Raw genomic sequence first — 21,766 nt, forward strand, 5'->3', positions numbered from 1 at the left:
GTAGTTTTTTATAGCGTCCACTACTGCATGCGCGGTGCTTCTTCTACCTTGCCCCCTCGTTCGTATATAATAACCCTGGCGATATGCTTGTTCTCTTCGACGAATTCAAACTGGAGGTCGCGGTTCCGGAGAAAAAACTTCGTGGTCGTCTCTGGAAAAGCTATTACCTGGAAGTTCGACGTTGTTATTTTTAAGGCATTGCCTTCCTGCTTTACGGTGAGGGTGCCGGCTTGTGATGAGTTGTAGGTTCCATTCAAACGCTTCAGCTTCGCCGTCGGTACCGGTATGATCTTCGTCTTCGCTGTATAGACCGCAGGCTTATGATCATAGCTCAGCACACGCGCCATCTTCCAGGCCCCGTCCTTGTTGAGCCACAAGTGACTAAAGCGCGCATGGCCGTCCAGGTATTCTTTCTTGCCCGCCTCGTGTACATAAAAGACATGCTCTCCCTGGAGAATGGCGCCATATAACATTCCGCTGTTATACATCGGAAAGAACTTGACCGTACCGGGCACTGCTTCACGGCGTAGCTGCCAGTTGGCGGTATTGCCACACAACCCCGTGCGGGTAGTCTCGCCAAACTTCTGCAGCCCCAGCGTCGGGCCACCTTTGTCGTGGTAAAATTCCAGGTCGTCAACAAAGAACAGTGTCATACTGTCGGCATTGCAGGTGTTATACGCGTGCCAGAAGAGGCTGTCCCGGTGGAGGATCGTTGCTTGTAATGCAGCAGCATCGCTGTGTTGATTAGATTGTGCCGCGGCAGGTGTATATACTATACAACAAACAAGAGCAGCGGTAAGGATACTGACAAAATGTATTTTCATAGAAACGTTGGTTTAAGAGTTGCATTACTATATCTACTATGATGCCAGTTGCAACACCTGCGTTACACGCACGGAAATGCGGGTTGCTTCCTGAAGTTTGTTCACCGCTGAACAAATCGACGAACAGATGTGAACACCGACCGATTTGCCCGCGTACCGATCACACACTGCACACATCGGTGAGATGGTGCCCGCTTCCGGACATTATTGTTCAGATACGATCGTAACGAGTCAGTGGATAGTGATGATTTTTTCCTTCTGGTGGGTATTTATAGAATGGCACTGGTTTAGTGACCTTCCTTCATTATTTTCGTGCACGTATGCTTCGTAACTATATCATTCTTGCCTGGCGCAACATCCTGCGCAGCAAGGTTTACTCCTCGATCAATATCTCGGGCCTTTCCCTGGGGATAACCTGTTGTCTGCTCCTGGCGCTATACATCCAGGATGAAATGGCGTACGACCAGCACCATGAGCGGCTGGGTGACCTCTACCGCGTTTACACGCACTTTGATACGGACTTCGGCTTCGGTCAGCCGAATATTCCCAGTATCTCGCCGCCTATTTTGCCGGCCGTGCGTGCGGAAGTTCCTGAGATCGAGGCAGCCGCCCGGTATGTCGGCGCCGGCGCGCAAAGCCTGATCACCTACGGTGACAATGTGTTTTATGAAGCCGACGGTGTTGTGGCAGACTCATCGCTGTTCAACGTGCTTACCTATGAGTTTATCGAGGGCAATCCGCGTCATGCGTTGGTCGATGCCAATACTGTTGTTATTACGGATCGACTGGCTCACAAACTTTTCAACAACGAGTCTGCACTCAACAAGCTCATTGAGATAAACCAGCAGGGTATACCGGTAACCTTTAAGGTCACCGGGGTCATAAAAGATCAGAAGAAGACCTTCGCGCACATCAACTTTGCTACCTCTATGACCAGCGAGGGCTATGCCAAGGACCTGCGCTCGGAATATATGATGAACCAATGGGCAGGCGAAAATTTCTTCAACGCCGTAGTTCGCCTCGCCCCCGGCCATGACATCAAAACAGTGGAGGCCAAGATGGACCAGGTACTGGCAAAGTACGGTACCGAAAGCCTTCGGGCACTTGGTTTTGCCAAATCGCTGCACCTCGAGCCGGTAAAAGATATATACATGCGTTCTGACATCGGCCAAAGCCCGCGTATTCGCTATATCTATGTTATTGCCTCCATCGCGATTTTTATCTTGCTGATCGCCTGCATCAACTTCATGAACCTGTCTACCGCCCGCGCCGGCAAGCGCGCCGCCGAGATCGGGATTCGTAAAGTGATGGGCGCCTTCCGCAGTACGCTGATACAGCACATTCTCGGCGAAGCCATGGTCATCGTATTGCTGGCTGTTGCCATCAGCTTAGTGCTGACACAGGTATTCCTGCCGTACTTTAATTATCTCACAAACAAGACGATCTCATTTGATACAGGCAACGCCGGCTACTTTGCCGTGGCACTGCTACTATTAACGGTCTTTACGGGATTGCTGGCCGGCAGCTATCCGGCATTCTACCTGTCGTCGTTTCAACCGGCGGAGGTACTAAAAGGCAAGTTTGCGTTAAGCAATGCCTCCGGGTTTTTGCGGCGGTCATTGGTGATCTTTCAGTTTGTAATAGCCATTACATTAGTGTCGGGCATGATCATCATTTCCCGCCAGCTCAGCTTCATGCAGAACAAAAACCTGGGTTTCGATGCTCATGCCAGGATTGTATTGCCGTTGCGTACGGTTGAGGCACGCAATCGCTATGAAGGCTTACGCAGTGAATTGCAGAAGTACGAAGCGGTAGAAATGGTGTCGGGCGCGCGTTTCGCGCCGGGTACCCGCGTTTTTGGCGACATGATATTTTATGCGGAAGGCGGATCGATGGAAACCGGCCGGACCAATTTCCGCAACGAGGTCGACCAGGGTTACATCGAACTGTTGGGCATTCCGATGCTGGCAGGCCGTACCTTCACAAACAATCGTGACATGGAGAGCCAGAATAAGATCATTGTAAACAGATCTTCGGCCAAACAATATGGCTATGCGCCGGAAGAGATGGTCGGCAAAAGCATATACTTCGATTGGGATAAAAAGAAGCATTCGTTCGAGGTGATTGGTGTCATGGAAGACTATCACCATATTTCCACCCGGGAGGAGATCAAACCACTCATCCTCGTTATGCCTGATACAATCAATGAGTACGAGGTAATGATTGCAAGCTTGCGTCCGGGAGGCGACTTCGAAAAGGCCGTAAAAGGCGTCGAAAAGATCTGGAAAGCACAAGTGGATAACACACCGTTTGAATATTCCTTCCTCGATGAAAACGTTCAGAAGCAATACGATGAAGATCGTCGCGTAGCGCGTATCATTACGGCGTTTACCTGTATGGCTGTGCTGATCTCCTGCCTGGGATTGTATGGTCTCTCGACTTACATGGCGGAACGTCGTTTCAAAGAGATCGGCGTGCGCAAGGTCATGGGCGCCAGCGTAAAACAAATCGTCACGCTCATGTCGTCCGAGTTCATCAAACTGGTATTGGTAGCGTTGGCTTTGTCAGTGCCCTTGTCGTGGTACCTCATGGACCTGTGGTTGCAAGGATTTGCCTACCGGGTTTCCGTCGATGTGCTTATATTTGTTTACGCTGGAAGTATCGCGTTGATCATTGCCCTGATCACCGTAAGCTTCGAGTCGCTCAAGGCTGCTTCGGCAAACCCGTTGACTGCCCTGCGGAGCGAGTAAATGTAGCTGTACAACCCAATCCGAATGAAAATAAACATCCTCGCCGGTGCATTGGCACTCGCTTGTGCCGGCTGCACGCCGGCGCATCAACCCGAATCCCAAGCCCCGAAAAACAACGCCATGGGCACCTGGCAGCTGGTAGCCAAGACCACATACATTGGAGACACAGTCAAACACGATAAAATTGAAGGCACAAGAACCATCAAGATCATCAACGACACCCACTTCGCCTTCCTTACCCACGAGGCACCCATACCCGGCGACACTGCCAAGGCGGCCCCTGTGTTCGTCGCCGGCGGCGGCACGTACACTTTACGCGATAGCATTTACACCGAGGTACTGGAATATTGTAATTTCCGCGAGTGGGAAAACCACGAGTTCACCTTCACGCTGAAAGTGAAAGGCGACAGCCTTATCCAGTCAGGCGAAGAGAAAGTGGAGGCTGCCAACATCAGCCAGACCATCGTCGAAAAATACCTGCGTGTTAAACCGTAACAAGGCAGTATACTTCGCAAAAAGAGGTTTTGCCAAATAAAAAACGGCAAAACCTCTTTTCATAAAAGAGCCTTTGGAACTGCTGAGAGGCTGGTAACGATTGCGTAATTTGGTGCATAAACCACAAGATCTATGTACTATTACCGATTGGGCAACATTCCTCCCAAGCGTCACACGCAATTCCGGCAACCCGATGGCAGCCTGTATAAGGAAGAGCTGGTAAGCTCCGAAGGATTCTCCGGCATCTACTCCAACTTATATCATACCTACCCGCCCACGCGTATCAAGGCCATAAAAGATCCCGTTAAATACGGGCCGACCCGCATCAATGATTACGCCCTGCGGCAAACCCACCTCAATACCTCCAAGGTTGCCACTACCGGCGACGACTACCTGAACGCCCGCAAGGTGCTACTCACCAATGCCGACTGCTCGATCTCCATTTGCGCCCCCCGCCAGCGCAAAATGGACTATTTCTATAAAAATGCAGAAGGCGACGAGGTACTGTACATACACGATGGCAAGGGCACGCTCATCTCACCCTTTGGCAAACTTGACCTCCGCCAGGGTGACTATATCGTTATACCCCGCACTGTAATCTATAAGCTTGAATTTGAAGAAGGCCCGTTGCGGCTGCTCATCATCGAGTCATCATCGCCCATCGAAACCGTGAAACGTTATCGAAATCAACTGGGCCAGCTCATGGAGCACTCGCCCTACTGCGAGCGTGACATCCGTCCGCCACACGAGCTGGTCACCGATACACGTCCGGGCGAATATTTACTGCAAATCAAAAAGCAAGGATACCTGCACCAGTATATATATGATTACAGTCCGCTGGACCTTGTGGGGTGGGATGGATTCCTCTGGCCTTACGCCTTTTCCATCCACGACTTTGAGCCTATCACGGGCCGCATACATCAGCCACCCCCGGTACACCAGACGTTTCAGGCACACAACTTTGTGATTTGCTCGTTTGTGCCGCGCTTGTTTGATTATCACCCCCAGGCCATACCGGCTCCCTACAACCACAGCAACATCGACTCCGACGAAGTCTTGTATTACGCCGAAGGTAATTTCATGAGCCGTCGTGGTATTGAACGTGGTTCTTTTACGCTTCATCCGGGCGGACTGCCGCACGGGCCGCACCCGGGAACAGTAGAGAAAAGCATTGGCGCAAAGGAGACCCACGAATTGGCAGTAATGATCGACACATTCAGACCATTATTCCTCACCAGTGATTCTTTGGAATTCCTCGACGCCAACTACCCCATGAGCTGGACCGATCCCGCTTCGGGACCCTTTCATGAGGTAAATACGCCATAATAACCGTTTTTCTGTTGATTCAGCGGGTACGGGCGATGAGCGATTTGTTTCCTTTTCGCCCGAAATATTACTACTGTGTTATATACGCATCATTGCCTAAACAAGGGGCATGTGATTTGCGTTTATTGTAGTGTCAAACAACCACTACATGTATGACGAACTTTGATCAGAAACACAAGATTTTGGCGTCGTTAGATTCGCTGGATCAGGAACAGACCCAGCAGGTCATGGCGTACATCAAAAGCCTGACGTACCGTTCGGCTGAAGAAATGTCGTACCAGAAATTTAAGCGCGAAGCATTGAAAGAGATCCGCCAGGCATTGGGTGGCACTCGCAAGATGCGACCGTATTTCTAGGCGTAACGCATCCGGACGGCCTACACCGGGATGATCAACATCCCGGCAGGGAATCATATCCTTCTCCAATAACTTCGGTATGCACCGAAGCAGGAAAGTTACCCTCTAAAAATACCCGCCGTATGGGAATACCCTACTAATTAAACTTTACGTAGTGCTCCCACTTCTCTAAGACATCCACAAAGTCTTGCGGCAAAGGTGATTCGAATTGCATAAACTGTTTCGTTATGGGGTGGTTAAAGCCCAGCGTCTTCGCATGCAGCGCCTGCCGTGGCATCAACTTAAAGCAGTTGTCAACAAATTGTTTGTATTTGCTAAAGGTGGTGCCCTTCAACACCTGGTCACCCCCATACATGGCGTCATTAAAGAGCGGATGCCCTAAATATTTCATGTGCGCACGGATTTGGTGTGTACGACCCGTTTCCAACTTGCACTCCACTAACGAAACATACCGCAAATCTTTTAAGAGGCTGTAATGCGTAATGGCATGACGGCCCATGGTGCCATCCGGAAAGGACGTTGTAATACGCCGGTCCTTTAAGCTGCGTCCTACGTTCACGTTAATAGTACCCGCCGGCGGTTCAGGCACCCCCCACACCAGGGCGTTATAGGTACGCTCGATCGTATGGTGAAAAAATTGCCGCGCCAGTCCGGAGAGCGTCGCTTCGTCTTTTGCAATTACCAGCAGTCCCGAAGTATCCTTGTCGATGCGATGCACCAGGCCGGGTCGCCCGGCATTGCCCTTCATTTCGGGCAGGTTCTGGAAGTGGTATACCAGGGCGTTCACCAGGGTGCCGCTCCAATTTTGGTAAGCAGGGTGCACCACCATGCCTGCGGCCTTGTCGACGATCAGCAAGTGCTCGTCCTCAAAAACAATATTTAGGGGGATGTTCTCGGGTGCAACCTCCGTATCACGCGGTGGCTCGGGAAAAGAAACGGTAACGACATCGTTCGGATGCACCTTGTAATTAGGTTTCACATCCTTGTCATTTACTTTCACAAAGCCGTCATGAATGCCGTTCTGTACTTTTGTACGGGTCACGTTTGCCATCCGGGCCTGCAAAAACTTGTCGATGCGCAGCAACGCTTGCTTGCGATCGGCCACAAACCGGTGATGCTCAAAGAGGGAATCATCTTCTTCCTGCTCCTGCCCACCGGGGGGTATCTCGTCTTCTTCGATCATAATCGACACAAAGGTAACGAAAGCAGCGTACCAATACCCCTCCGTATAAGTACGTACGGGCATACTTTTTACAAGGAAATACGGATAACGTTGAAACCTTACCCATCGTTGGCTTGTTCTACCTAAACCACTTAATGTACACTATGGTCTTTGCTGACGACATCCGGAAAACGATCTTGAAGCTCGCCGAAGAGCGGGGCGGAAAAGGTACGTTTGACGTAGCGGACATCGCCCGCACCATCGATCAGCAAAACTGGCGTATGCTCATCGACCAGGTTAAACTTGTCGCCGCCATGCTTGTGCGCGAAGGAAAGATCAGCACGACCCCTTCTGACGCGGCCGCATACATGGCGTCCACCAAACGTACGGGTAAACCGGGCGCTAAATCGTAACTCTCCTTTACCTTTTGGCATAAATTCATTTCTTTACCTGCGTGAAATTTCTTTCTTCACGTAGCGAAAACAATCTGTATGAAGAAAATCGCTTTGCTCCTGGTGCTGCTCATCTTAGGATCGTGTTTTTCAAAACATACACCCCCGGGGCCGTCCAATGCCTTTCAACCGGCCCGCAGAGTTTCCACGCTCACGGATAAGACACTCGAGGAAGTATCGGGCCTTGCCGCCAGCATCACTAACCCCGGCTACCTGTGGGCACACAACGATAGCAATTCCGGCCCTGAAGTATTCCTCATAGATACGGCACTCAACGTACGCCTTACCTGTGTCCTGAAGAATATCGACAACCGCGACTGGGAAGATATCGCCGTAGGCCCGGGGCCCGATCCGACGAAAAACTATATTTACGTAGGCGAGATCGGCGACAATCTTGCCAAGCATACCTACAAGTATATTTACCGGTTTGAAGAACCCGTGCTTACTTCCGGACAAACGCAGTTGGAGATAACCGACTTTACCACGCTATGTTTCCGGCTGGAAGACAAAAAGAAGGATGCCGAAACACTGCTGCTCGATCCCGCTACCAGGGACCTCTACGTCATCACCAAACGGGAAGAGCCCGTGCATGTATACCAGCTGAAATATCCCTACGATGGCGGCGATACGCTGGTGGCTCGCAATGTGGCTGCCCTGCCGTTAACGCAGTTGGTGGCCGGCGACATCCTGGCCCACGGCGGCGAGATTGTACTGAAGAACTACAAGAAGATATATTACTGGCCCAACGAGTCTCACTTGCCACCGGTGTCGGCCCTGGCCGAGCTGCCGCAGGAAATACCCTATGAAGAAGAGCCCCAGGGCGAGGCCATTGCCTGGCGCCGCGACGGCCGCGGATTTTACACGCTGAGTGAAACGAAAGGCAAGAAAAAAACGTACCTGTACTTCTACGCGCGCAAATAAATCCTCTCTACCTTCCGGCATGAAAAAGCTCCTGCTCCTGCTGTTGCTAGGCACTCCCTGGGTGGCCCCGGCACAAATCCATAGCTTTTACGACACCACGTTCTTTTTGCCCGGTCAGCGGCTGACGGAATCCAAAGCCCCCAAGCTGCAGGAAATCTCCGGCATCGCTGCCAGTATACGCAACCCCGGCTACCTGTGGGGTTTGAACGACAGCGGCAATCCGGCCGAAGTGTTACTTATGAACGACAGCCTCAGCATCAAGCTCGTCGTCGGCTTTGGCAAACAGCTCGTCAACCGTGATTGGGAGGACATTGCTGTAGGTCCTGGTCCCAAGCCCGGCAGGTCTTACCTCTACGTGGCCGAGATCGGCGACAACCTGGCGTTGTTTCCCTATAAAATTATTTATCGCTTTGAAGAGCCATCGCTGGCCGACGCCAAACGCGGCCAACTCGTCGTAAGCGACGTGACCCGCATCGTATTCCGGTTTCCCGATGGCGTAAAAGATGCCGAAACCTTGTTGCTGGATCCCGCCACGAAAAACCTGTACGTCGTCTCCAAGCGCGAGAATCCCGTGCACATCTATGCTTTAAAATATCCGTACGACAACGCCGACACACTGGTGGCGCCGATCGTGGCCGAATTACCCCTGACCATGATCGTCGGGGGTGACATTCGTCCCGACGGTTCCGTGGTGTTGAAAAATTACCGGCGTGTGTTCTATTGGGACAACCCCACCCATAAGCCATTGGAAGAATTGTTAAAGCAAGATCCTTCCATCATTCCCTACGAAGAAGAGCCTCAGGGAGAGGCTATGACCTGGCGCCGCGATGGCTCCGGCTTTTATACCCTCAGCGAGCGCAACCCGGGCAAGAAGACCTATTTATATTTTTACAAGCGTCGCGACGGAAAGACCGCTAAATAATTTTGGCTTTCCACTTGCCGGAGCGGATGTAGAAGAAGGCCATGCTGAACATCGACGTCCAGTATACCCACTCCGAACCCCACCCCCAGGTAATAGGCAAATGGAGGTATTCCAGCACGATGAATACATACCCGCAATAAATAAAGATTGTAATAAACTCGATGCGCAGGTTCACCACGGTGTTGCCGGTGCCCGTTACGGCGTTCAGCCACACCGTACCCACCGACATGAGCAACAACGCGATCGAAACAATGCGTACCACCGGTATTGCCTCGCGTATAAAGTCGTCACCTTGTCCATAGAATGACAGGAACCAATGCGGCACCAGGTTTAAACAGATAAAGATCACCAAAGAGATTGTAAAGCTGATGCCCGAGATGCGTTTGATGAGCGGCACCACCTCGGGGATTCTTCCTTGCCCGATAATATTGCTGACCATCGTATTGGTTGTGGAGGCAAAAGCCCACGAAAAGATGCCAAACAGTCCAAAGATGTTACGCATGGTATTGGAGATGGCCAACGCACGTGCACCGTGGTGTTCGATGAGGAGGTAAAAATACTCCCAGCTGGCAATGCTGATTGCATACTGCAGAATCAATGGCAGCGACTGCGTCAGGATAAGTTTTGTCGTGGGCCAACTGGCCGAGATGTCGTCAAAGAAGGCAAACGACCGGTGTAAGCCTTTCAGTCGGATTACCGCATAGATCACCAACAGGCCTATGCCTTCTGCGATGATCGAAGCATAGGCGGCCCCGTTAAACCCAAGTTCCGGAAAACCGAGCTTGCCATAGATTAAAGTATAATCGAGGAAAATATTCACGAGGGCCTCGCTCAACGTGCCCCATACCAGGAAACGCGTTTGGTTGGTGCCCACCAATAGTGCGTTGCGCATCACATACAGATATAATAGCGGCAACCCCCAAATGCGGATCAAAAGAAAATCGATCACTTGCTCAGCAATCGCTGGATTGTGAATTACAGCCCGCATCACCGTCGGTGCCAGCATATACGTGATCAGAATGCCAAGACCGGCAATGCCCAGGGCGATCCATACGCCGTGCAAGAACAGCCGGCCTATTTCATGCGGTAGATTCTGACCCGCCCGACGAGCAATGAGTGCCTGCAGACCGTTGTTCAAGCCGCTGCCGATCACCGCAAAGATCAAATAGTACACACCCGTAATACCGGCACTGGCGAGCTCTTGTTCACCCAGTCCGCTCAGAAAGATGTTGTTTGTAATGAAATTGATCTGCGGCACCAACATCGAAAGCGTGATCGGCAACGCCATGCCCAAAATAGACCGATAGCCGGTTTGTAACTTCAATTCCATACGCCCGCAAATATTGGCAATGTGTCTCTCATACAGGTATAGTTAGGCGGAAAGTTTTTAGGAAACGGGTTTTCGACTCCAACTGGATTAGAACACCCCTATACCAGAAGCGCCCCCATACTTATGGGGCTCCGTGTTTTCCCAGGTTTTTGTTTTGAAACCAAACCTCTGCCTGCTTTCTTCGTTGTTTAGCTTTCAAACATCCCACTCTATGAAATCAAAAATTTTACTGGTAGGGCTGCTGGGCGCGGCATCTCTGGCGTCGACCATGCCAGTGCGCGCGCAGGGGCTCATGAACAAGCTCAAGCAGAAGGCTGAACAAGCGGCCGAGAAAGCGCTGGATAAGAAAGCACAGGAGAAAACGGGCGTAAACACCGGTGGCTCGTCAGACACACAAAGCACGGGCTCGTCTGGGAGCAGCAGTTCCGGCAATCCCAGCAACAAAGGCGGTGGTGGTCTGGTCACAACACCACCCGATGTAAAAGCAAACCTCGCCGAGGCCGAAACAGCGTTCAAGGCAACAAGCTATGGCGAAGCACGTTATGCCGTGCAGCAAGCCATGCTCGGCGTGGAAATGGAGATCGGTAACAAAGTATTGCTATCACTCCCCGAGACCGTCAGCGGTCTTCCGTTCCAGAAGCCGTCCGACAAAGTGACCTCTACCGGCTGGGGCTGGGTAGGCCTTACCATCGAACGCGAATACCTCAAAGATGATAAACAACTGCGTACGCTCATTGCCAACAACTCGGCGTGGATGTCCGCCATTAACCTCTACCTGGCCAACGGGGGCTATGCGCAAACCACCGGCGGCGAGCAGAACTGGAAACAAACCAAAGTAAAAGGCCATCGCGCCGTGATCGAATACGATGAGTCGAGTGGCTACAAGCTCAGCGTACCGCTGGGGCAAACTTCGCTCATTGTATGGGAAGCTGTCAACTTCGCCACGGAACAAGAGGTTATGACCGCCGCCAATGCGTTTGACATAGATGGTCTCATCAAGACCCTGGGCGAACAATAGCCCGTTTATTCACCCTGTTAACAACGATCATCATGAAGAAACTAACCATACTGATTGTCGCGTTGCTGCCCCTTGTGGCCTACGCACAAGATTTTAACAAAGACCTTGCCTCAGCACGCACAGCCTATAGCGGCGGCAAACTCGAGGATGCCCGCTTCGCCATGCAGCAGATGCTGAACGATATAGACGTGCTGGTAGGAAAAGAGATCATCAAAATATTGCCGACCAAGATGGATGCCCTCGCGTCCAACGCCAAAGAAGATCAGGTAACGGCCAACACCGGTATAGCAGGGGCGCAGGTTCAACGCACCTATGGCACCGGCCCAAAAAACGCAACAGTCGACATCATGAGCAATTCGCCGCTTATCGGTTCCGTTAATGCCATTTTATCCATACCATTCGTAGGAAATTCAAGCGACGGTACGCAGAAGGTTGTGAAAGTACAAGGCTATAAAGGAATCTTACAAAAGAGCACGGACACGGAAACAAACAAGGAGAACTTTACCCTGCAGGTGCCGCTGAACTCCGCGCTGCTCACCTTTACTGTAAACGAAAGCAACGAAGCCGATGTGCTGCGATTGGCCAACACCATTCCTGTAACACAGATCGCTAAAATGGTGCAGTGATACTTTAAGAATATACTCAGACGCGTAGCGCAAAGAAATAGCCCGTCCGAAGAAAGGAGTTTCCGTTACCGGAGCTCCTTTTTTATGTCTTATTAGTTCAGGCGCAGCTCGGCCTTCATGCCGCGCAGCTGGTTTAAGAGCGCCTGCTGCCACGTTGTGTCCGCATCCCACTTGGTACCCAGGAACACATTGCCTGAGTCGATGTGCTTAAAATATATCTTGTACACGACCTCGTCCGAGGGAATGTTCCTGAGCTCTTGCTGCGGACCAGGGTAGGCCACCGATACCAGGGCTGTCTCACCCGGTTTTACCTGGTAGCCCAGCAATTCCTTGGCCACGCTGCCGCGTGTACGCACAATACAAAGCACATATAACGAGCCCTGCTTGCGTAGATCTTTTTCGGGAACGCCGGGCTCCGTCATTTTATACTTGAGGGTATAGTTGTCTTTAAAAATCTGCTCGAGTTCTTTATCCAGCGCCTCGTCGCCAAACTTCGGCACCGCCAGGGGATCTACTTTCAGGTCCATGGCAAAGAACTCATTGCGCTTACCCAGGATAGGATTAACTGTCAGGCCCGTCTCGGGCTGATCATTGATCAGCAGATTCAATTTCTTTAAACCGCTGGAGCTGGTGCGGTACACCGTTTTCAGCGCCTCCGTCAGGTTGCTATTGGTTACCGACCACGCAGATTGCTTGCCATCGAGCACCGTCTCCTTGCCGTTGAATACCGTGATCGTGATGCGATACCCTTTGCTGTCTTTCTCGATAAATACCAGGTTGGAGAACTCGCGCTTCAGCAGGTAATCGCCGAATGCGCGGGTGATGTCCTTGCTGGCCATGAGCATATCCAGATCGAAGTATGCCACGGCATCGATGCCCGACCGCTGAAAATACTCTTGTGCGACCAGTAGTTCTTTTTCCGTGAGGGTATAACTGTGAAAGACCGCCGTGCGGGTAGCCAATAGCTTCTCGGGCAGCGGGCCGGTGAGGTTCAACCGGTCGATCCAATTGTCGGGAGTAAAATAACTTTGGGCGCCGGCGGGTTGAAACAGGCCGGTATACAAAACAAGCAGGAAACACGCAGACAGAAAGCGCAGGTCCTTGGTCACAGGGGGCATCGGCATGGGTTAAAAACGCAAATAGCGACGAATGTATTTTAAATACCAATAAAAAAACCGCTTTCATCCGTTTTAATCGGATAAGTTGCCAGGGCGCGGCAGCTGGAATCCATTGCCCGGCCGGTTTTTAGCTCAAAACGGTAATTGTGCCACGGGCAAATGATTTCCCCCACATGGTTGACGTGCCCCTTGCTAAGCGACTCCTGGTTGTGAGTACAGGCATCCTGCACGGCATAAAAATCGTCGCCGTAATGCACCAGTGTGATGCGCCGGCCATACACCACAAGCAGCCGCGGCTTGCCAGACAGTAACTTTTCTCTTGCCTCCGCGAGGCTGGAAAAGATTTTGACCCACTCCATATTCTTTGTCGTTGGTTGCCAGACTGGGAATCAATATCTTGTCTCCCCCACATCCGATCCTATGATGAAGATACGCGTTTGTAGTCTACTTTTACTAACCCTTGCCTCGGGCGCCATCGCCCAGGTGAGCCCCAAGCTGCAGGCTAAGCTCGAACAACAAGCCCGCCAGCTCGAACCTTCCGTCATCACCTGGCGCCGCCACCTGCACCAATATCCCGAGCTGTCGAACCGCGAAGTAAAGACTGCCGCCTATGTCGCCGAACACCTGCGCAAGCTGGGCCTCGAAGTACAGACCGGCATAGCCCACACGGGCGTGGTGGCCCTGTTGCGCACCGGCAAGCCCGGGCCGGTTATTGCCCTGCGCGCCGACATGGACGCATTGCCTGTAACGGAACGCAACAGCCTGCCTTTTGCCTCCAAAGAGAAAACCACCTTTAATGACCAGGAGACCGGCGTCATGCACGCGTGTGGTCACGACTCGCACGTGGCGATCCTCATGGCCGTAGCTGAGATCCTCAGCAAAAACAAAAACGATCTCAAAGGCACCATCAAGTTTATCTTCCAGCCCGCCGAAGAAGGGCCACCCAAAGGCGAGGAGGGCGGGGCCGACCTCATGGTGCGCGAAGGCGTGCTCGACAATCCTAAGGTAGAAGTAATCTTCGGCCTGCACATCCAGGGCATTCGCAAGCTCGGCCAGATCGCCTATAAACCTGCCGGCATGATGGCCGCCTCCGATTGGTTTACCATCAAAGTAAAAGGCAAACAGTCACACGGTGCCGCACCGTGGCTCGGTATAGATCCCATCGTCGTGTCAGCGCAAATCATCAATGGTATTCAGACTATTGTGAGCCGACAAACCCAGCTGACAAAAGAACCCGCCGTTATCTCCGTCGGCATGATCAATGCCGGTGTGCGTCAGAACATCATTCCCGAGACGGCCGAAATGAGCGGTACCATCCGCACATTCGACCCCGCCATGCAGCAAGATATACATGAGAGGCTAAAACGCACTGCCACGCTCATCGCTGAAAGCGCCGGCGCCACGGCCGAAGTAACGATCGACCGCAAGACCCCGGTAACATTCAACGACCCCGCCCTGACGGAGAAAATGGTCGCCAGCCTCGTGAAAGCCGCCGGTGAAGAAAACGTGGCCCGTATTCCCGCCGACACCGGCGCCGAAGACTTCGCCTACTATCAGCAGAAAGTCCCCGGCTTCTTCTTCTTCGTAGGCGCCTGCCCGCCCGACACAGATCCCGCCAAAGCCCCTTCACATCACACTCCCGACTTCATGATGGACGAACGCGGCATGCTCACCGGCCTCAAAGCCATGCTCAACGTCACTGTCGACTACATGTACAATAAAACAGAGTGAGTGTGAGAGCGAATACTGGTATTTTCCTTCGCTCTCGCGCTCACACCCACACTGTTTTTACTTCCCCACTAGCCAGTAATTCCCTCTACAGCACGGTTCCTCCGCAAAGGTTTCCGAAGAAATATACTATACCACACATTGTAGAAAAATGGGGAATTAAAAACCATTCATAACATTTCCCCAAATAACATGCAGATATAGTTGACATTACAGTGTCAATAAGACAATATTGCGCCGTGAAATAGGTTTGGAATATAGATAGAAAACTAAACCCCATTAACAATTTGATAACACCCAACCAAAAATGACCCAATCCCTAACCTTCCTCTGTCGCTTTGTAGTTCTGCTTGCCTGCTTAACGATCTCCGCCGGTGCTTTCGCCCAGCACGAGTATCGTATCAAACTGTACCAGCATACATCTTCGCTGGAGACAGTGTATCAATATCAATCGGATGGTGCAACAAGCGAGAAGAGTGGTGACCGGCATTTCACCACGGGTACATTTTCGGTTGCATTCAACCTGGTGTCGCTCCGCGGCGGGTTCCATCATGAAGTAGAGATTTTTATGCCGGAGATCGACCGCTCAGCGCAAAACATACAGTTCCCCAAGAACTTTGGACTATCCCAAAGCGCGCGGACAAGAGATGTTATCAGCACGTATGCTGCCCGCTACGAGATCAATCAGGACATCACCAATGTGACCAAACGTTTTGTTCTCAATCTCGGACTCGCTGTTAATCCATATCATATCGAGATGGAGTTTAATCCACGCGAAGGCAATGTATACAATCGAAATGTGCGCGTTACGGGCGCAAACATCAATATTATTCCGCGTGTCAGCTGGCAGCTGACCGATCGGCTTAGCCTGGAGTTGAATGTTCCCGTAAATGTTTTCAATGTATACAGAAGCAAACAGCACGTCGACAACCCTATACTTCCGAAGGAGGGGCAAACCAACGCCGGCACGGAGCATAAGTTCTTCGAGGACATATACACCGTGCGCTTTGGCGTAGCCTATACTCTTTAATCCATAATCGCGACCACGCGCGCCGGCGCCGCCGACGCACCTTTGATCTTCAGCGGAAAGAGTGCCACTTTAAAACCCTGGAAGGGTAGTGCATCGAGGTTGGTAAGCTGTTCCAGGTGGCAATACTCTTTTTCACGACCCACGAGGTGGCCTTCCCAGAAGAGCTCGGCATTGCCGCGCTCCCTGGCCTTTTGCACCATGTAGCGCAGCGGCAAGTCCCAACCCCACTGGTCGATGCCCATCACCTTGATGCCCTGGTCGATTAGCCAGGTCGTTGCTTGCGCGCTCATGCCCGTGCCGCGCTCAAAGAACTCCTTTGTGCCCATATGCTTGTCGCGCCCGGTTTTGATCAATACAATCAGCCCGGGCTTTAGCGACAGGTTGTTCTTCGAAAGGAACTGCTGTAGATCTTCGACCGTGATGGCCTCGAAGTCGGCCTTGTGTTTCATGTCAATGACAATGCCGTCGCCATAGCACCACTCCAGCGGCACCTGGTCTATTGTTTTAGCCGGTTTGCCTTCGCTGGTAGGCGCATAGTGCCACGGCGCATCCAGGTGCGTAGTGGAATGGACACCCATTTGTTGAATCGAATCGTCGGCCCAGCCAGTAAAGTTCTTGGGGAATAAGCGGAACGGTAATCCCAGGTAGCGGATCAACCAACGCGCCTTGCGGTGCGGCTTGTGTTTGATCTTGACCTTCATAAAGAAAGGGTCGCCGGGGTTGTACTGGATGGTCTTGGAGAGATCGATAATTTTCATGTCAGTCGTTTTACCTGTAACGAGGGGCTTTGTGGCTGCAAAAAGAAAGACTGCGGCGCAGCTTTACAACTTTTTAGTGTCACTTTCTTTTTTCAATACGGCTCCTCGTACCACCGGTATTGATAGCACCAGGCTCGCCAGCACTATGCCCAGGGCCGCCCCTGCACTAACATCCCGCGCGGTATGCACCCCCATCGCTACGCGGGATATCGCCACCAGCATCGCCCACGCCAACGGGAGCAGGTGCAACCAGCGGAATCGTTTTCCCGCTAAATGATAGATAAAGAACGCGAGGATCGTACCGAGTAAGAAGGTGTTAAAGGAATGCCCCGAGGGAAAAGAATATCCTACCTCGTCAATCCAGTGCGCCACGACACGCGGATCCATATTCCGGAAAGTAACAGTATCCGGTAATATCAGGTTTTCATAAAACTTCCGCCGCTCGGGCTCAGCCAATGAATAAAGCGAATCCAGGTCGGCGGTAGATTTCGACTCGTGTAAAATATAGGTGTGGCTTGGCCGGTGTACACGAATGAGCGTCTTGATTACATTCTCATTGAGGTACGCAAACGACGCAAGAATTGCACCAAGCGTTAGTACCGTCAGAAAAAATACCCTGGCCTTCTGCGTCAGCGAGTTGAACGAACCGGCATATAAGATCGCTGCCAACAGTACAATGACGGTCGTGCCCCGTTGGCCACCCGACTCCGTCATACCATACATAAAGGCACACCATGCGCTATCGCGCGAGCATGCACTGAATGCCACGGGCAACACAAAAACAGTAAAAACCAGCAGCCCGTAAAATGACAGAACTGCGGGTAAGATCGGACGGAGAAGGCGCATGATACTAGCGTGATTACTTCAACAGCTCGCGCGAGATCACCATCTTCTGAATCTCGGTGGTGCCTTCATAGATCTGTGTGATCTTGGCGTCGCGCATGAGCCGCTCTACGTGATATTCTTTTACATAGCCATAACCGCCGTGAATCTGTACAGCTTCCGATGTTACCTCCTGGGCGATCTGTGAGGCAAACAGTTTTGCCATGGCGGCGGCCTTTACAAAATCTTGCTTTTGATCTTTGCGCCACGCCGCCTGGTGTACCAACAAACGTGCGGCATCGATCTTGGTGGCCATCTCGGCCAACTTAAATTGAATAGCCTGGTGTTCCGAGAGGTTCTTGCCAAACGCTTTGCGTTCCTTCGAGTACTTCAGCGCCAGCTCGTACGCACCGGCAGCAATGCCCAGTGCCTGCGAGGCAATACCGATACGGCCACCATTGAGTGTGGTCATGGCAAAGCTAAAGCCAAAACCGTCGTCGCCGATGCGATTGGCCTTTGGCACTTTTACGTCGGTGAACATGAGTGAGTGCGTGTCCGACCCGCGAATGCCCATCTTGTCTTCTTTCTTGCCCACTACAAAACCAGGCATGCCCTTCTCAACGATTAGCGCATTGATGCCTTTGTGTTTCTTCGCAGCATCGGTCTGCGCAATGATAATATATACACTTGCACTGTTGCCGTTGGTGATCCAGTTTTTAGTGCCGTTCAGCAGGTAATAGTCGCCTTTATCTTCGGCGGTTGTGCGTTGGCTGGTAGCGTCAGAACCGGCTTCGGGTTCGGAGAGACAGAAAGCGCCAATCAACTCGCCGGTCGCCAGGGGCTTCAGGTATTTCTCTTTCTGTTCTTCTGTGCCGTATTTTTCCAATCCCCAGCAAACAAGGGAATTGTTAACGGACATACATACGGACACCGACGCATCTATTTTCGAAATTTCCTCCATGGCCAGCACATACGAAATGCTGTCCATGCCGCCGCCGTTGTATTTCGGGTCAACCATCATGCCCATAAAGCCGAGCTCGCCCATTTTTTTTATCTGGTCCTTCGGGAATTTTTGTTCGGTGTCTCGTTCGATGACCCCTGGTAGAAGCTCATTCTGTGCAAAATCGCGTGCTGCCTGCTGTACCGCCAGGTGCTCTTCAGTAAGTTGAAAATTCATAAAATAATAGCGTATGGGTTAATGATAGACAGGCAATATACTGTGTGTTTCTTTTTCTTTATAGGCAGAACGCCGAAAAAAGAGAAGCCCGGGCGGAAGACCCGGGCTTTGGATAGTATAGTCTTAATAAGATGTTACTCGTCGCGCTGACCGAGGAACAGCATCACGTAATAAAACAGCGTTGTCAGCGCACCGATGGCGGCAACCACGTACGTCATAGCGGCCCATTTCAGCGCATCTTTGGCCATATCGTATTCGGCATTGTTTACAATACCGCGGGATTGTACCCACGCCAATGCGCGCTTGCTGGCGTCAAATTCCACCGGCAGGGTAATCAGCGCAAACAGTGCAAACACACCGTAACACGCAATGATGATCAGCAACGCCAGGTTCCAGGGAAGGACGTGCGAGGCAAACATAGATCCGAATATCATCACCATAAACAAGAAGTTAATCACGCGTGCGCTGATGTTTTGGATCGGCACCATGGCCGAACGAAACTCCAACATGCTGTAGGCGCGGGCGTGCTGCACAGCGTGACCGCATTCGTGCGCGGATACGGCCGTTGCGGCGGCGTTGCGACCGTGGTATACACCTTCGCTCAGGTTTACCGTTTTGGTCGCCGGGTTATAGTGATCCGTCAGCTCGCCCTCTACACTAATGACTTGTACATCGTGAATGCCGTTGTCGGCCAGCATCAGTCGTGCCACTTCCGCACCGGTCAGGTCACGCGTGAGATGCGTCTGTGAATATTTTGCAAACTTGCTTTTCATCCGGGCACTGACAATCATGCCAATGATCATGAAGAAAATACCAATAACGAAAGCTCCCATGTGTATTCTATTGATTTAAAAAGGTTATTTCTATTTACTTGAACAGGCTAAGTATCAAGGTTTGCGCCAAACCCGAAGGACTGCCAATTCGACATAATAACAAACGAAATTAAAGGGTTTCGGGTTCTATAAAACCGATTCTGGCGCCGGTATGCCGGGACGACAGGGAGCAAGTGGCAGGCTGATGCTCACCTCGGTGCCTTCGCCGGGTGTGCTCGAAAGGTCAAGGGTGCCGCTGTTGCGGCTGATAAATTCCTGGCACAGCAAAAAGCCCAATCCTGTGCCTTTTTCTTGTTGTGTGCCTGACTTGGTAAAATATTCGTGACTGTTTAACAAACGCGCTTTTTCATCGGCAGTAAGGCCGATGCCGTAGTCGCGCACGCGCACCGTGCACATGGTGCCCTGGCCGACGGCCGAGATCACCACCATCCCACCCGATTTGGAGAACTTAATCGCGTTGTGCAACAGGTTGCGGAGAATAAGCTGCAGTTGGTTGGTGTCGGCGAGAATATCCAATCCTTCTCCGATTTGTTTTTCCAGTGTCACTTGCTTGCGTTCGGCAAATTCCGCCAGCAGCGCGCAGGCTTCGTCTACTGCCTGTTGTACGGCAAGGGTCTTCTTTTCGGTGCGAATGCCGTCCATTTGGCTCAGCGACCAGCTGAGCAAGTTCTCTAGGGTGCGCTGGGTGCTGTTAAGGTTTGTTTTTAGTTTGTCAGACACCGCGATAAATTCCTGTGGCGTCATGATGTTCGCCGTCAGCAGGTGCAGCAGCGATTGCAGGTTGGCAACGGGGCCGCGCAGGTCGTGGCTGATGACGGAAAAGAGCTTCGACTTTAATTGATTAAGCTGTTGCAGAAACTCCGCCTGTGACTCGACCTCCTCTTTTTGTTGTTCAATAGCCAGATTGCGCTCCGCCAGCGCCTGGTTAGCACGTTGTTGTGAAATGCGCAGGCGCACCAGCAACAGTATAACCACTACCAGCAGAACAACACCAACCGCCAGCACAATCATCAGCATGCGCTGAATTTCCACCCGGTGCTTCTGGGCCATATTCTTGTGGGCCAGCGTTTCGATTGTACGATCTTTTGTCTCCAGTGCATAGAGCGATTGTATTTCCTGGATTTGCCGGTTCTTCTCGGCATTATACAAACTATCTTTTAAGATACTTACCCGCTTGAGTTGCTGTGCAGCGGGAATGCCCCGGCCCATTTGCATATAAACTTCTGCCAGCAACGTGTGCGCACGTACTTGTAGCGTCAGGTTGTGAATACGGTCGTTTAAGGCCATTGACTGTCCCAGGTAATGAATCGCACGGTCGTATTGCTTGCGGCGATACGCAATGTCAGCTGCGTAGAAATAAGAAAAGCCCAGGGCGCGGGTATTTCCCACCAGGCTGTCAAGTGTCATCGACTTGCGGTTATACAAATCACTTTTTTCATAATCGCCCATGTCCAAATATGCCCGCGCTTTGCGGCCATAGAGGATGCTTACGCGCAAGGAGTCATTTATCCCCCGATAATAAGCAATTCCTTTGTCGGCATAGGCTAAGGCCGAATCGTAATGTTTCGTTTCTGCCAGCAGCGTAGACTTCTCGCGATAGGTGTCGGCCAGCAATTGGTCATCGTGGTGCTTCTCCGCCAGGCGCTGTACTTTGTTGAGAAATTCTTCCGCCTGTACATAGTCATCCCGGTCGATGAACGTACGCGCAAGCCCCAACATGACCCGGCCACGCAGGTTTGTATAGGCATGCGAATCTTGATCCAGCAAACGCAGCGCTTTGTAGCCATACTCCGTGCTAAGCCGGTAATTGGTTTTGGTCCAATTCGCTTTGCTTAACACATAATAACTATATGCCTCGAGGTAAAGATTCTTTTTCGGTTGGACTTGACTGAGCACTGCGTGGGCCAGTGCAATCGATGAATCAGGTTGAGACAGAATAAGACCGTACGCCTGGGAAGCTACGCTGGCGAGATGAACGCTGTCAGCCGTTTGCAGCACCGGGGCAGTAGTAGAAAGCCCTGCTGCGGCATACCATAAAAGCGCTATAATTCCCTTCATTCGTCATAAAACGTTGAAAGTAAAATCTTTCCGGCATGACATAAAAATCAAATCACCGTA

General features: G+C 51.6%; 21 protein-coding genes. 11 read left to right on the forward strand and 10 right to left on the reverse strand.

The window, feature by feature from the left end:
• Positions 1 to 20 precede the first annotated feature (20 nt).
• Positions 21 to 824 (reverse strand): nuclear transport factor 2 family protein, encoded by an 804-nt coding sequence (locus tag K7P01_RS14910; RefSeq protein WP_267294331.1) that lies wholly within the window; start codon positions 822 to 824, stop codon positions 21 to 23.
• A gap of 320 nt (positions 825 to 1,144) precedes the next feature.
• On the opposite strand from K7P01_RS14910, the gene K7P01_RS14915 reads away from it, so the two are divergent.
• The 4 genes from K7P01_RS14915 to K7P01_RS14930 all read left to right on the forward strand — a co-directional run bounded on the left by K7P01_RS14915 (position 1,145) and on the right by K7P01_RS14930 (position 5,751).
• Positions 1,145 to 3,574, forward strand: coding sequence for an ABC transporter permease (locus K7P01_RS14915; RefSeq protein WP_267294333.1), 2,430 nt, complete (start codon positions 1,145 to 1,147; stop codon positions 3,572 to 3,574).
• A 24-nt stretch (positions 3,575 to 3,598) separates the two neighbouring features.
• Positions 3,599 to 4,069, forward strand: coding sequence for a hypothetical protein (locus K7P01_RS14920; RefSeq protein ID WP_267294335.1), 471 nt, complete (start codon positions 3,599 to 3,601; stop codon positions 4,067 to 4,069).
• A 132-nt stretch (positions 4,070 to 4,201) separates the two neighbouring features.
• Positions 4,202 to 5,395, forward strand: a complete 1,194-nt coding sequence (locus tag K7P01_RS14925; protein WP_267294337.1) for a homogentisate 1,2-dioxygenase — start codon at positions 4,202 to 4,204, stop codon at positions 5,393 to 5,395.
• 152 nt (positions 5,396 to 5,547) lie between these two features.
• Positions 5,548 to 5,751, forward strand: a complete 204-nt coding sequence (locus K7P01_RS14930; RefSeq protein ID WP_267294339.1) for a hypothetical protein — start codon at positions 5,548 to 5,550, stop codon at positions 5,749 to 5,751.
• 136 nt (positions 5,752 to 5,887) lie between these two features.
• Here the strand turns inward: K7P01_RS14930 and K7P01_RS14935 are convergent, their stop codons facing one another.
• Positions 5,888 to 6,934, reverse strand: coding sequence for an RluA family pseudouridine synthase (locus K7P01_RS14935; protein WP_267295344.1), 1,047 nt, complete (start codon positions 6,932 to 6,934; stop codon positions 5,888 to 5,890).
• A gap of 143 nt (positions 6,935 to 7,077) precedes the next feature.
• Between K7P01_RS14935 and K7P01_RS14940 the strand changes: the two genes are divergently transcribed.
• From K7P01_RS14940 to K7P01_RS14950, 3 genes are all read left to right on the forward strand, one after another.
• Entirely contained in the window at positions 7,078 to 7,326 is a 249-nt protein-coding gene (locus tag K7P01_RS14940) for a DUF3253 domain-containing protein (RefSeq protein WP_267294341.1), read from the forward strand.
• A gap of 78 nt (positions 7,327 to 7,404) precedes the next feature.
• Positions 7,405 to 8,286 (forward strand): hypothetical protein, encoded by an 882-nt coding sequence (locus tag K7P01_RS14945; RefSeq protein ID WP_267294343.1) that lies wholly within the window; start codon positions 7,405 to 7,407, stop codon positions 8,284 to 8,286.
• 19 nt (positions 8,287 to 8,305) lie between these two features.
• Entirely contained in the window at positions 8,306 to 9,208 is a 903-nt protein-coding gene (locus K7P01_RS14950) for a hypothetical protein (RefSeq protein ID WP_267294345.1), read from the forward strand.
• Here K7P01_RS14950 and K7P01_RS14955 read toward each other — a convergent pair.
• Complete coding sequence (locus K7P01_RS14955) at positions 9,201 to 10,538, reverse strand: MATE family efflux transporter (RefSeq protein WP_267294347.1); 1,338 nt, start codon at positions 10,536 to 10,538, stop codon at positions 9,201 to 9,203. The two genes, K7P01_RS14950 and K7P01_RS14955, sit on opposite strands and share 8 nt — an antisense overlap.
• 211 nt (positions 10,539 to 10,749) lie before the next feature.
• Here K7P01_RS14955 and K7P01_RS14960 point away from each other — a divergent pair, with 211 nt between their 5' ends.
• Positions 10,750 to 11,556, forward strand: coding sequence for a hypothetical protein (locus K7P01_RS14960; protein ID WP_267294349.1), 807 nt, complete (start codon positions 10,750 to 10,752; stop codon positions 11,554 to 11,556).
• A 32-nt stretch (positions 11,557 to 11,588) separates the two neighbouring features.
• Positions 11,589 to 12,182: a hypothetical protein gene (locus K7P01_RS14965; protein WP_267294351.1), complete on the forward strand. Its 594-nt coding sequence runs from the start codon at positions 11,589 to 11,591 to the stop codon at positions 12,180 to 12,182.
• A 92-nt stretch (positions 12,183 to 12,274) separates the two neighbouring features.
• Here K7P01_RS14965 and K7P01_RS14970 read toward each other — a convergent pair whose 3' ends face one another.
• On the reverse strand, positions 12,275 to 13,306 hold the full coding sequence (locus tag K7P01_RS14970) for a hypothetical protein (protein ID WP_267294353.1): 1,032 nt from the start codon (positions 13,304 to 13,306) through the stop codon (positions 12,275 to 12,277).
• 32 nt (positions 13,307 to 13,338) lie between these two features.
• The gene (locus tag K7P01_RS14975) at positions 13,339 to 13,659 is read right to left on the reverse strand and encodes a Rieske (2Fe-2S) protein (protein ID WP_267294355.1); all 321 of its coding nucleotides are present in this window, start codon (positions 13,657 to 13,659) and stop codon (positions 13,339 to 13,341) included.
• Between the two features lie 61 nt (positions 13,660 to 13,720).
• Here K7P01_RS14975 and K7P01_RS14980 point away from each other — a divergent pair, with 61 nt between their 5' ends.
• Positions 13,721 to 15,031, forward strand: a complete 1,311-nt coding sequence (locus tag K7P01_RS14980) for an amidohydrolase (RefSeq protein WP_397311102.1) — start codon at positions 13,721 to 13,723, stop codon at positions 15,029 to 15,031.
• A 304-nt stretch (positions 15,032 to 15,335) separates the two neighbouring features.
• A complete protein-coding gene (locus K7P01_RS14985; protein ID WP_267294357.1) occupies positions 15,336 to 16,058 on the forward strand; it encodes a hypothetical protein in 723 nt (240 codons plus the stop codon).
• Here the strand turns inward: K7P01_RS14985 and K7P01_RS14990 are convergent.
• From K7P01_RS14990 to K7P01_RS15010, 5 genes are all read right to left on the reverse strand, one after another.
• The gene (locus K7P01_RS14990) at positions 16,055 to 16,816 is read right to left on the reverse strand and encodes a cyclase family protein (protein WP_267294359.1); all 762 of its coding nucleotides are present in this window, start codon (positions 16,814 to 16,816) and stop codon (positions 16,055 to 16,057) included. The two genes, K7P01_RS14985 and K7P01_RS14990, sit on opposite strands and share 4 nt — an antisense overlap.
• 63 nt (positions 16,817 to 16,879) lie before the next feature.
• Complete coding sequence (locus K7P01_RS14995; protein ID WP_267294361.1) at positions 16,880 to 17,662, reverse strand: phosphatase PAP2 family protein; 783 nt, start codon at positions 17,660 to 17,662, stop codon at positions 16,880 to 16,882.
• Between the two features lie 13 nt (positions 17,663 to 17,675).
• On the reverse strand, positions 17,676 to 18,815 hold the full coding sequence (locus tag K7P01_RS15000) for an acyl-CoA dehydrogenase (RefSeq protein ID WP_267294363.1): 1,140 nt from the start codon (positions 18,813 to 18,815) through the stop codon (positions 17,676 to 17,678).
• A gap of 134 nt (positions 18,816 to 18,949) precedes the next feature.
• Positions 18,950 to 19,648: a zinc metallopeptidase gene (locus K7P01_RS15005; protein ID WP_254085399.1), complete on the reverse strand. Its 699-nt coding sequence runs from the start codon at positions 19,646 to 19,648 to the stop codon at positions 18,950 to 18,952.
• A gap of 126 nt (positions 19,649 to 19,774) precedes the next feature.
• Entirely contained in the window at positions 19,775 to 21,706 is a 1,932-nt protein-coding gene (locus K7P01_RS15010; protein WP_267294366.1) for a tetratricopeptide repeat-containing sensor histidine kinase, read from the reverse strand.
• Between the last annotated feature and the right edge of the window lie 60 nt (positions 21,707 to 21,766).

The organism is Parachryseolinea silvisoli (assembly GCF_021190955.1).
Taxonomy (GTDB): Bacteria; Bacteroidota; Bacteroidia; order Cytophagales; family Cyclobacteriaceae; genus Ohtaekwangia; species Ohtaekwangia silvisoli.

Coding starts and splice junctions, on each gene's coding strand:
- K7P01_RS14910 (WP_267294331.1), bottom strand. CDS start 824: ATGAAAATACATTTTGTCAGTATCCTTACCGCTGCTCTTGTTTGTTGT.
- K7P01_RS14915 (WP_267294333.1), top strand. CDS start 1,145: ATGCTTCGTAACTATATCATTCTTGCCTGGCGCAACATCCTGCGCAGC.
- K7P01_RS14920 (WP_267294335.1), top strand. CDS start 3,599: ATGAAAATAAACATCCTCGCCGGTGCATTGGCACTCGCTTGTGCCGGC.
- K7P01_RS14925 (WP_267294337.1), top strand. CDS start 4,202: ATGTACTATTACCGATTGGGCAACATTCCTCCCAAGCGTCACACGCAA.
- K7P01_RS14930 (WP_267294339.1), top strand. CDS start 5,548: ATGACGAACTTTGATCAGAAACACAAGATTTTGGCGTCGTTAGATTCG.
- K7P01_RS14935 (WP_267295344.1), bottom strand. CDS start 6,934: ATGATCGAAGAAGACGAGATACCCCCCGGTGGGCAGGAGCAGGAAGAA.
- K7P01_RS14940 (WP_267294341.1), top strand. CDS start 7,078: ATGGTCTTTGCTGACGACATCCGGAAAACGATCTTGAAGCTCGCCGAA.
- K7P01_RS14945 (WP_267294343.1), top strand. CDS start 7,405: ATGAAGAAAATCGCTTTGCTCCTGGTGCTGCTCATCTTAGGATCGTGT.
- K7P01_RS14950 (WP_267294345.1), top strand. CDS start 8,306: ATGAAAAAGCTCCTGCTCCTGCTGTTGCTAGGCACTCCCTGGGTGGCC.
- K7P01_RS14955 (WP_267294347.1), bottom strand. CDS start 10,538: ATGGAATTGAAGTTACAAACCGGCTATCGGTCTATTTTGGGCATGGCG.
- K7P01_RS14960 (WP_267294349.1), top strand. CDS start 10,750: ATGAAATCAAAAATTTTACTGGTAGGGCTGCTGGGCGCGGCATCTCTG.
- K7P01_RS14965 (WP_267294351.1), top strand. CDS start 11,589: ATGAAGAAACTAACCATACTGATTGTCGCGTTGCTGCCCCTTGTGGCC.
- K7P01_RS14970 (WP_267294353.1), bottom strand. CDS start 13,306: ATGCCGATGCCCCCTGTGACCAAGGACCTGCGCTTTCTGTCTGCGTGT.
- K7P01_RS14975 (WP_267294355.1), bottom strand. CDS start 13,659: ATGGAGTGGGTCAAAATCTTTTCCAGCCTCGCGGAGGCAAGAGAAAAG.
- K7P01_RS14980 (WP_397311102.1), top strand. CDS start 13,721: ATGATGAAGATACGCGTTTGTAGTCTACTTTTACTAACCCTTGCCTCG.
- K7P01_RS14985 (WP_267294357.1), top strand. CDS start 15,336: ATGACCCAATCCCTAACCTTCCTCTGTCGCTTTGTAGTTCTGCTTGCC.
- K7P01_RS14990 (WP_267294359.1), bottom strand. CDS start 16,816: ATGAAAATTATCGATCTCTCCAAGACCATCCAGTACAACCCCGGCGAC.
- K7P01_RS14995 (WP_267294361.1), bottom strand. CDS start 17,662: ATGCGCCTTCTCCGTCCGATCTTACCCGCAGTTCTGTCATTTTACGGG.
- K7P01_RS15000 (WP_267294363.1), bottom strand. CDS start 18,815: ATGAATTTTCAACTTACTGAAGAGCACCTGGCGGTACAGCAGGCAGCA.
- K7P01_RS15005 (WP_254085399.1), bottom strand. CDS start 19,648: ATGGGAGCTTTCGTTATTGGTATTTTCTTCATGATCATTGGCATGATT.
- K7P01_RS15010 (WP_267294366.1), bottom strand. CDS start 21,706: ATGAAGGGAATTATAGCGCTTTTATGGTATGCCGCAGCAGGGCTTTCT.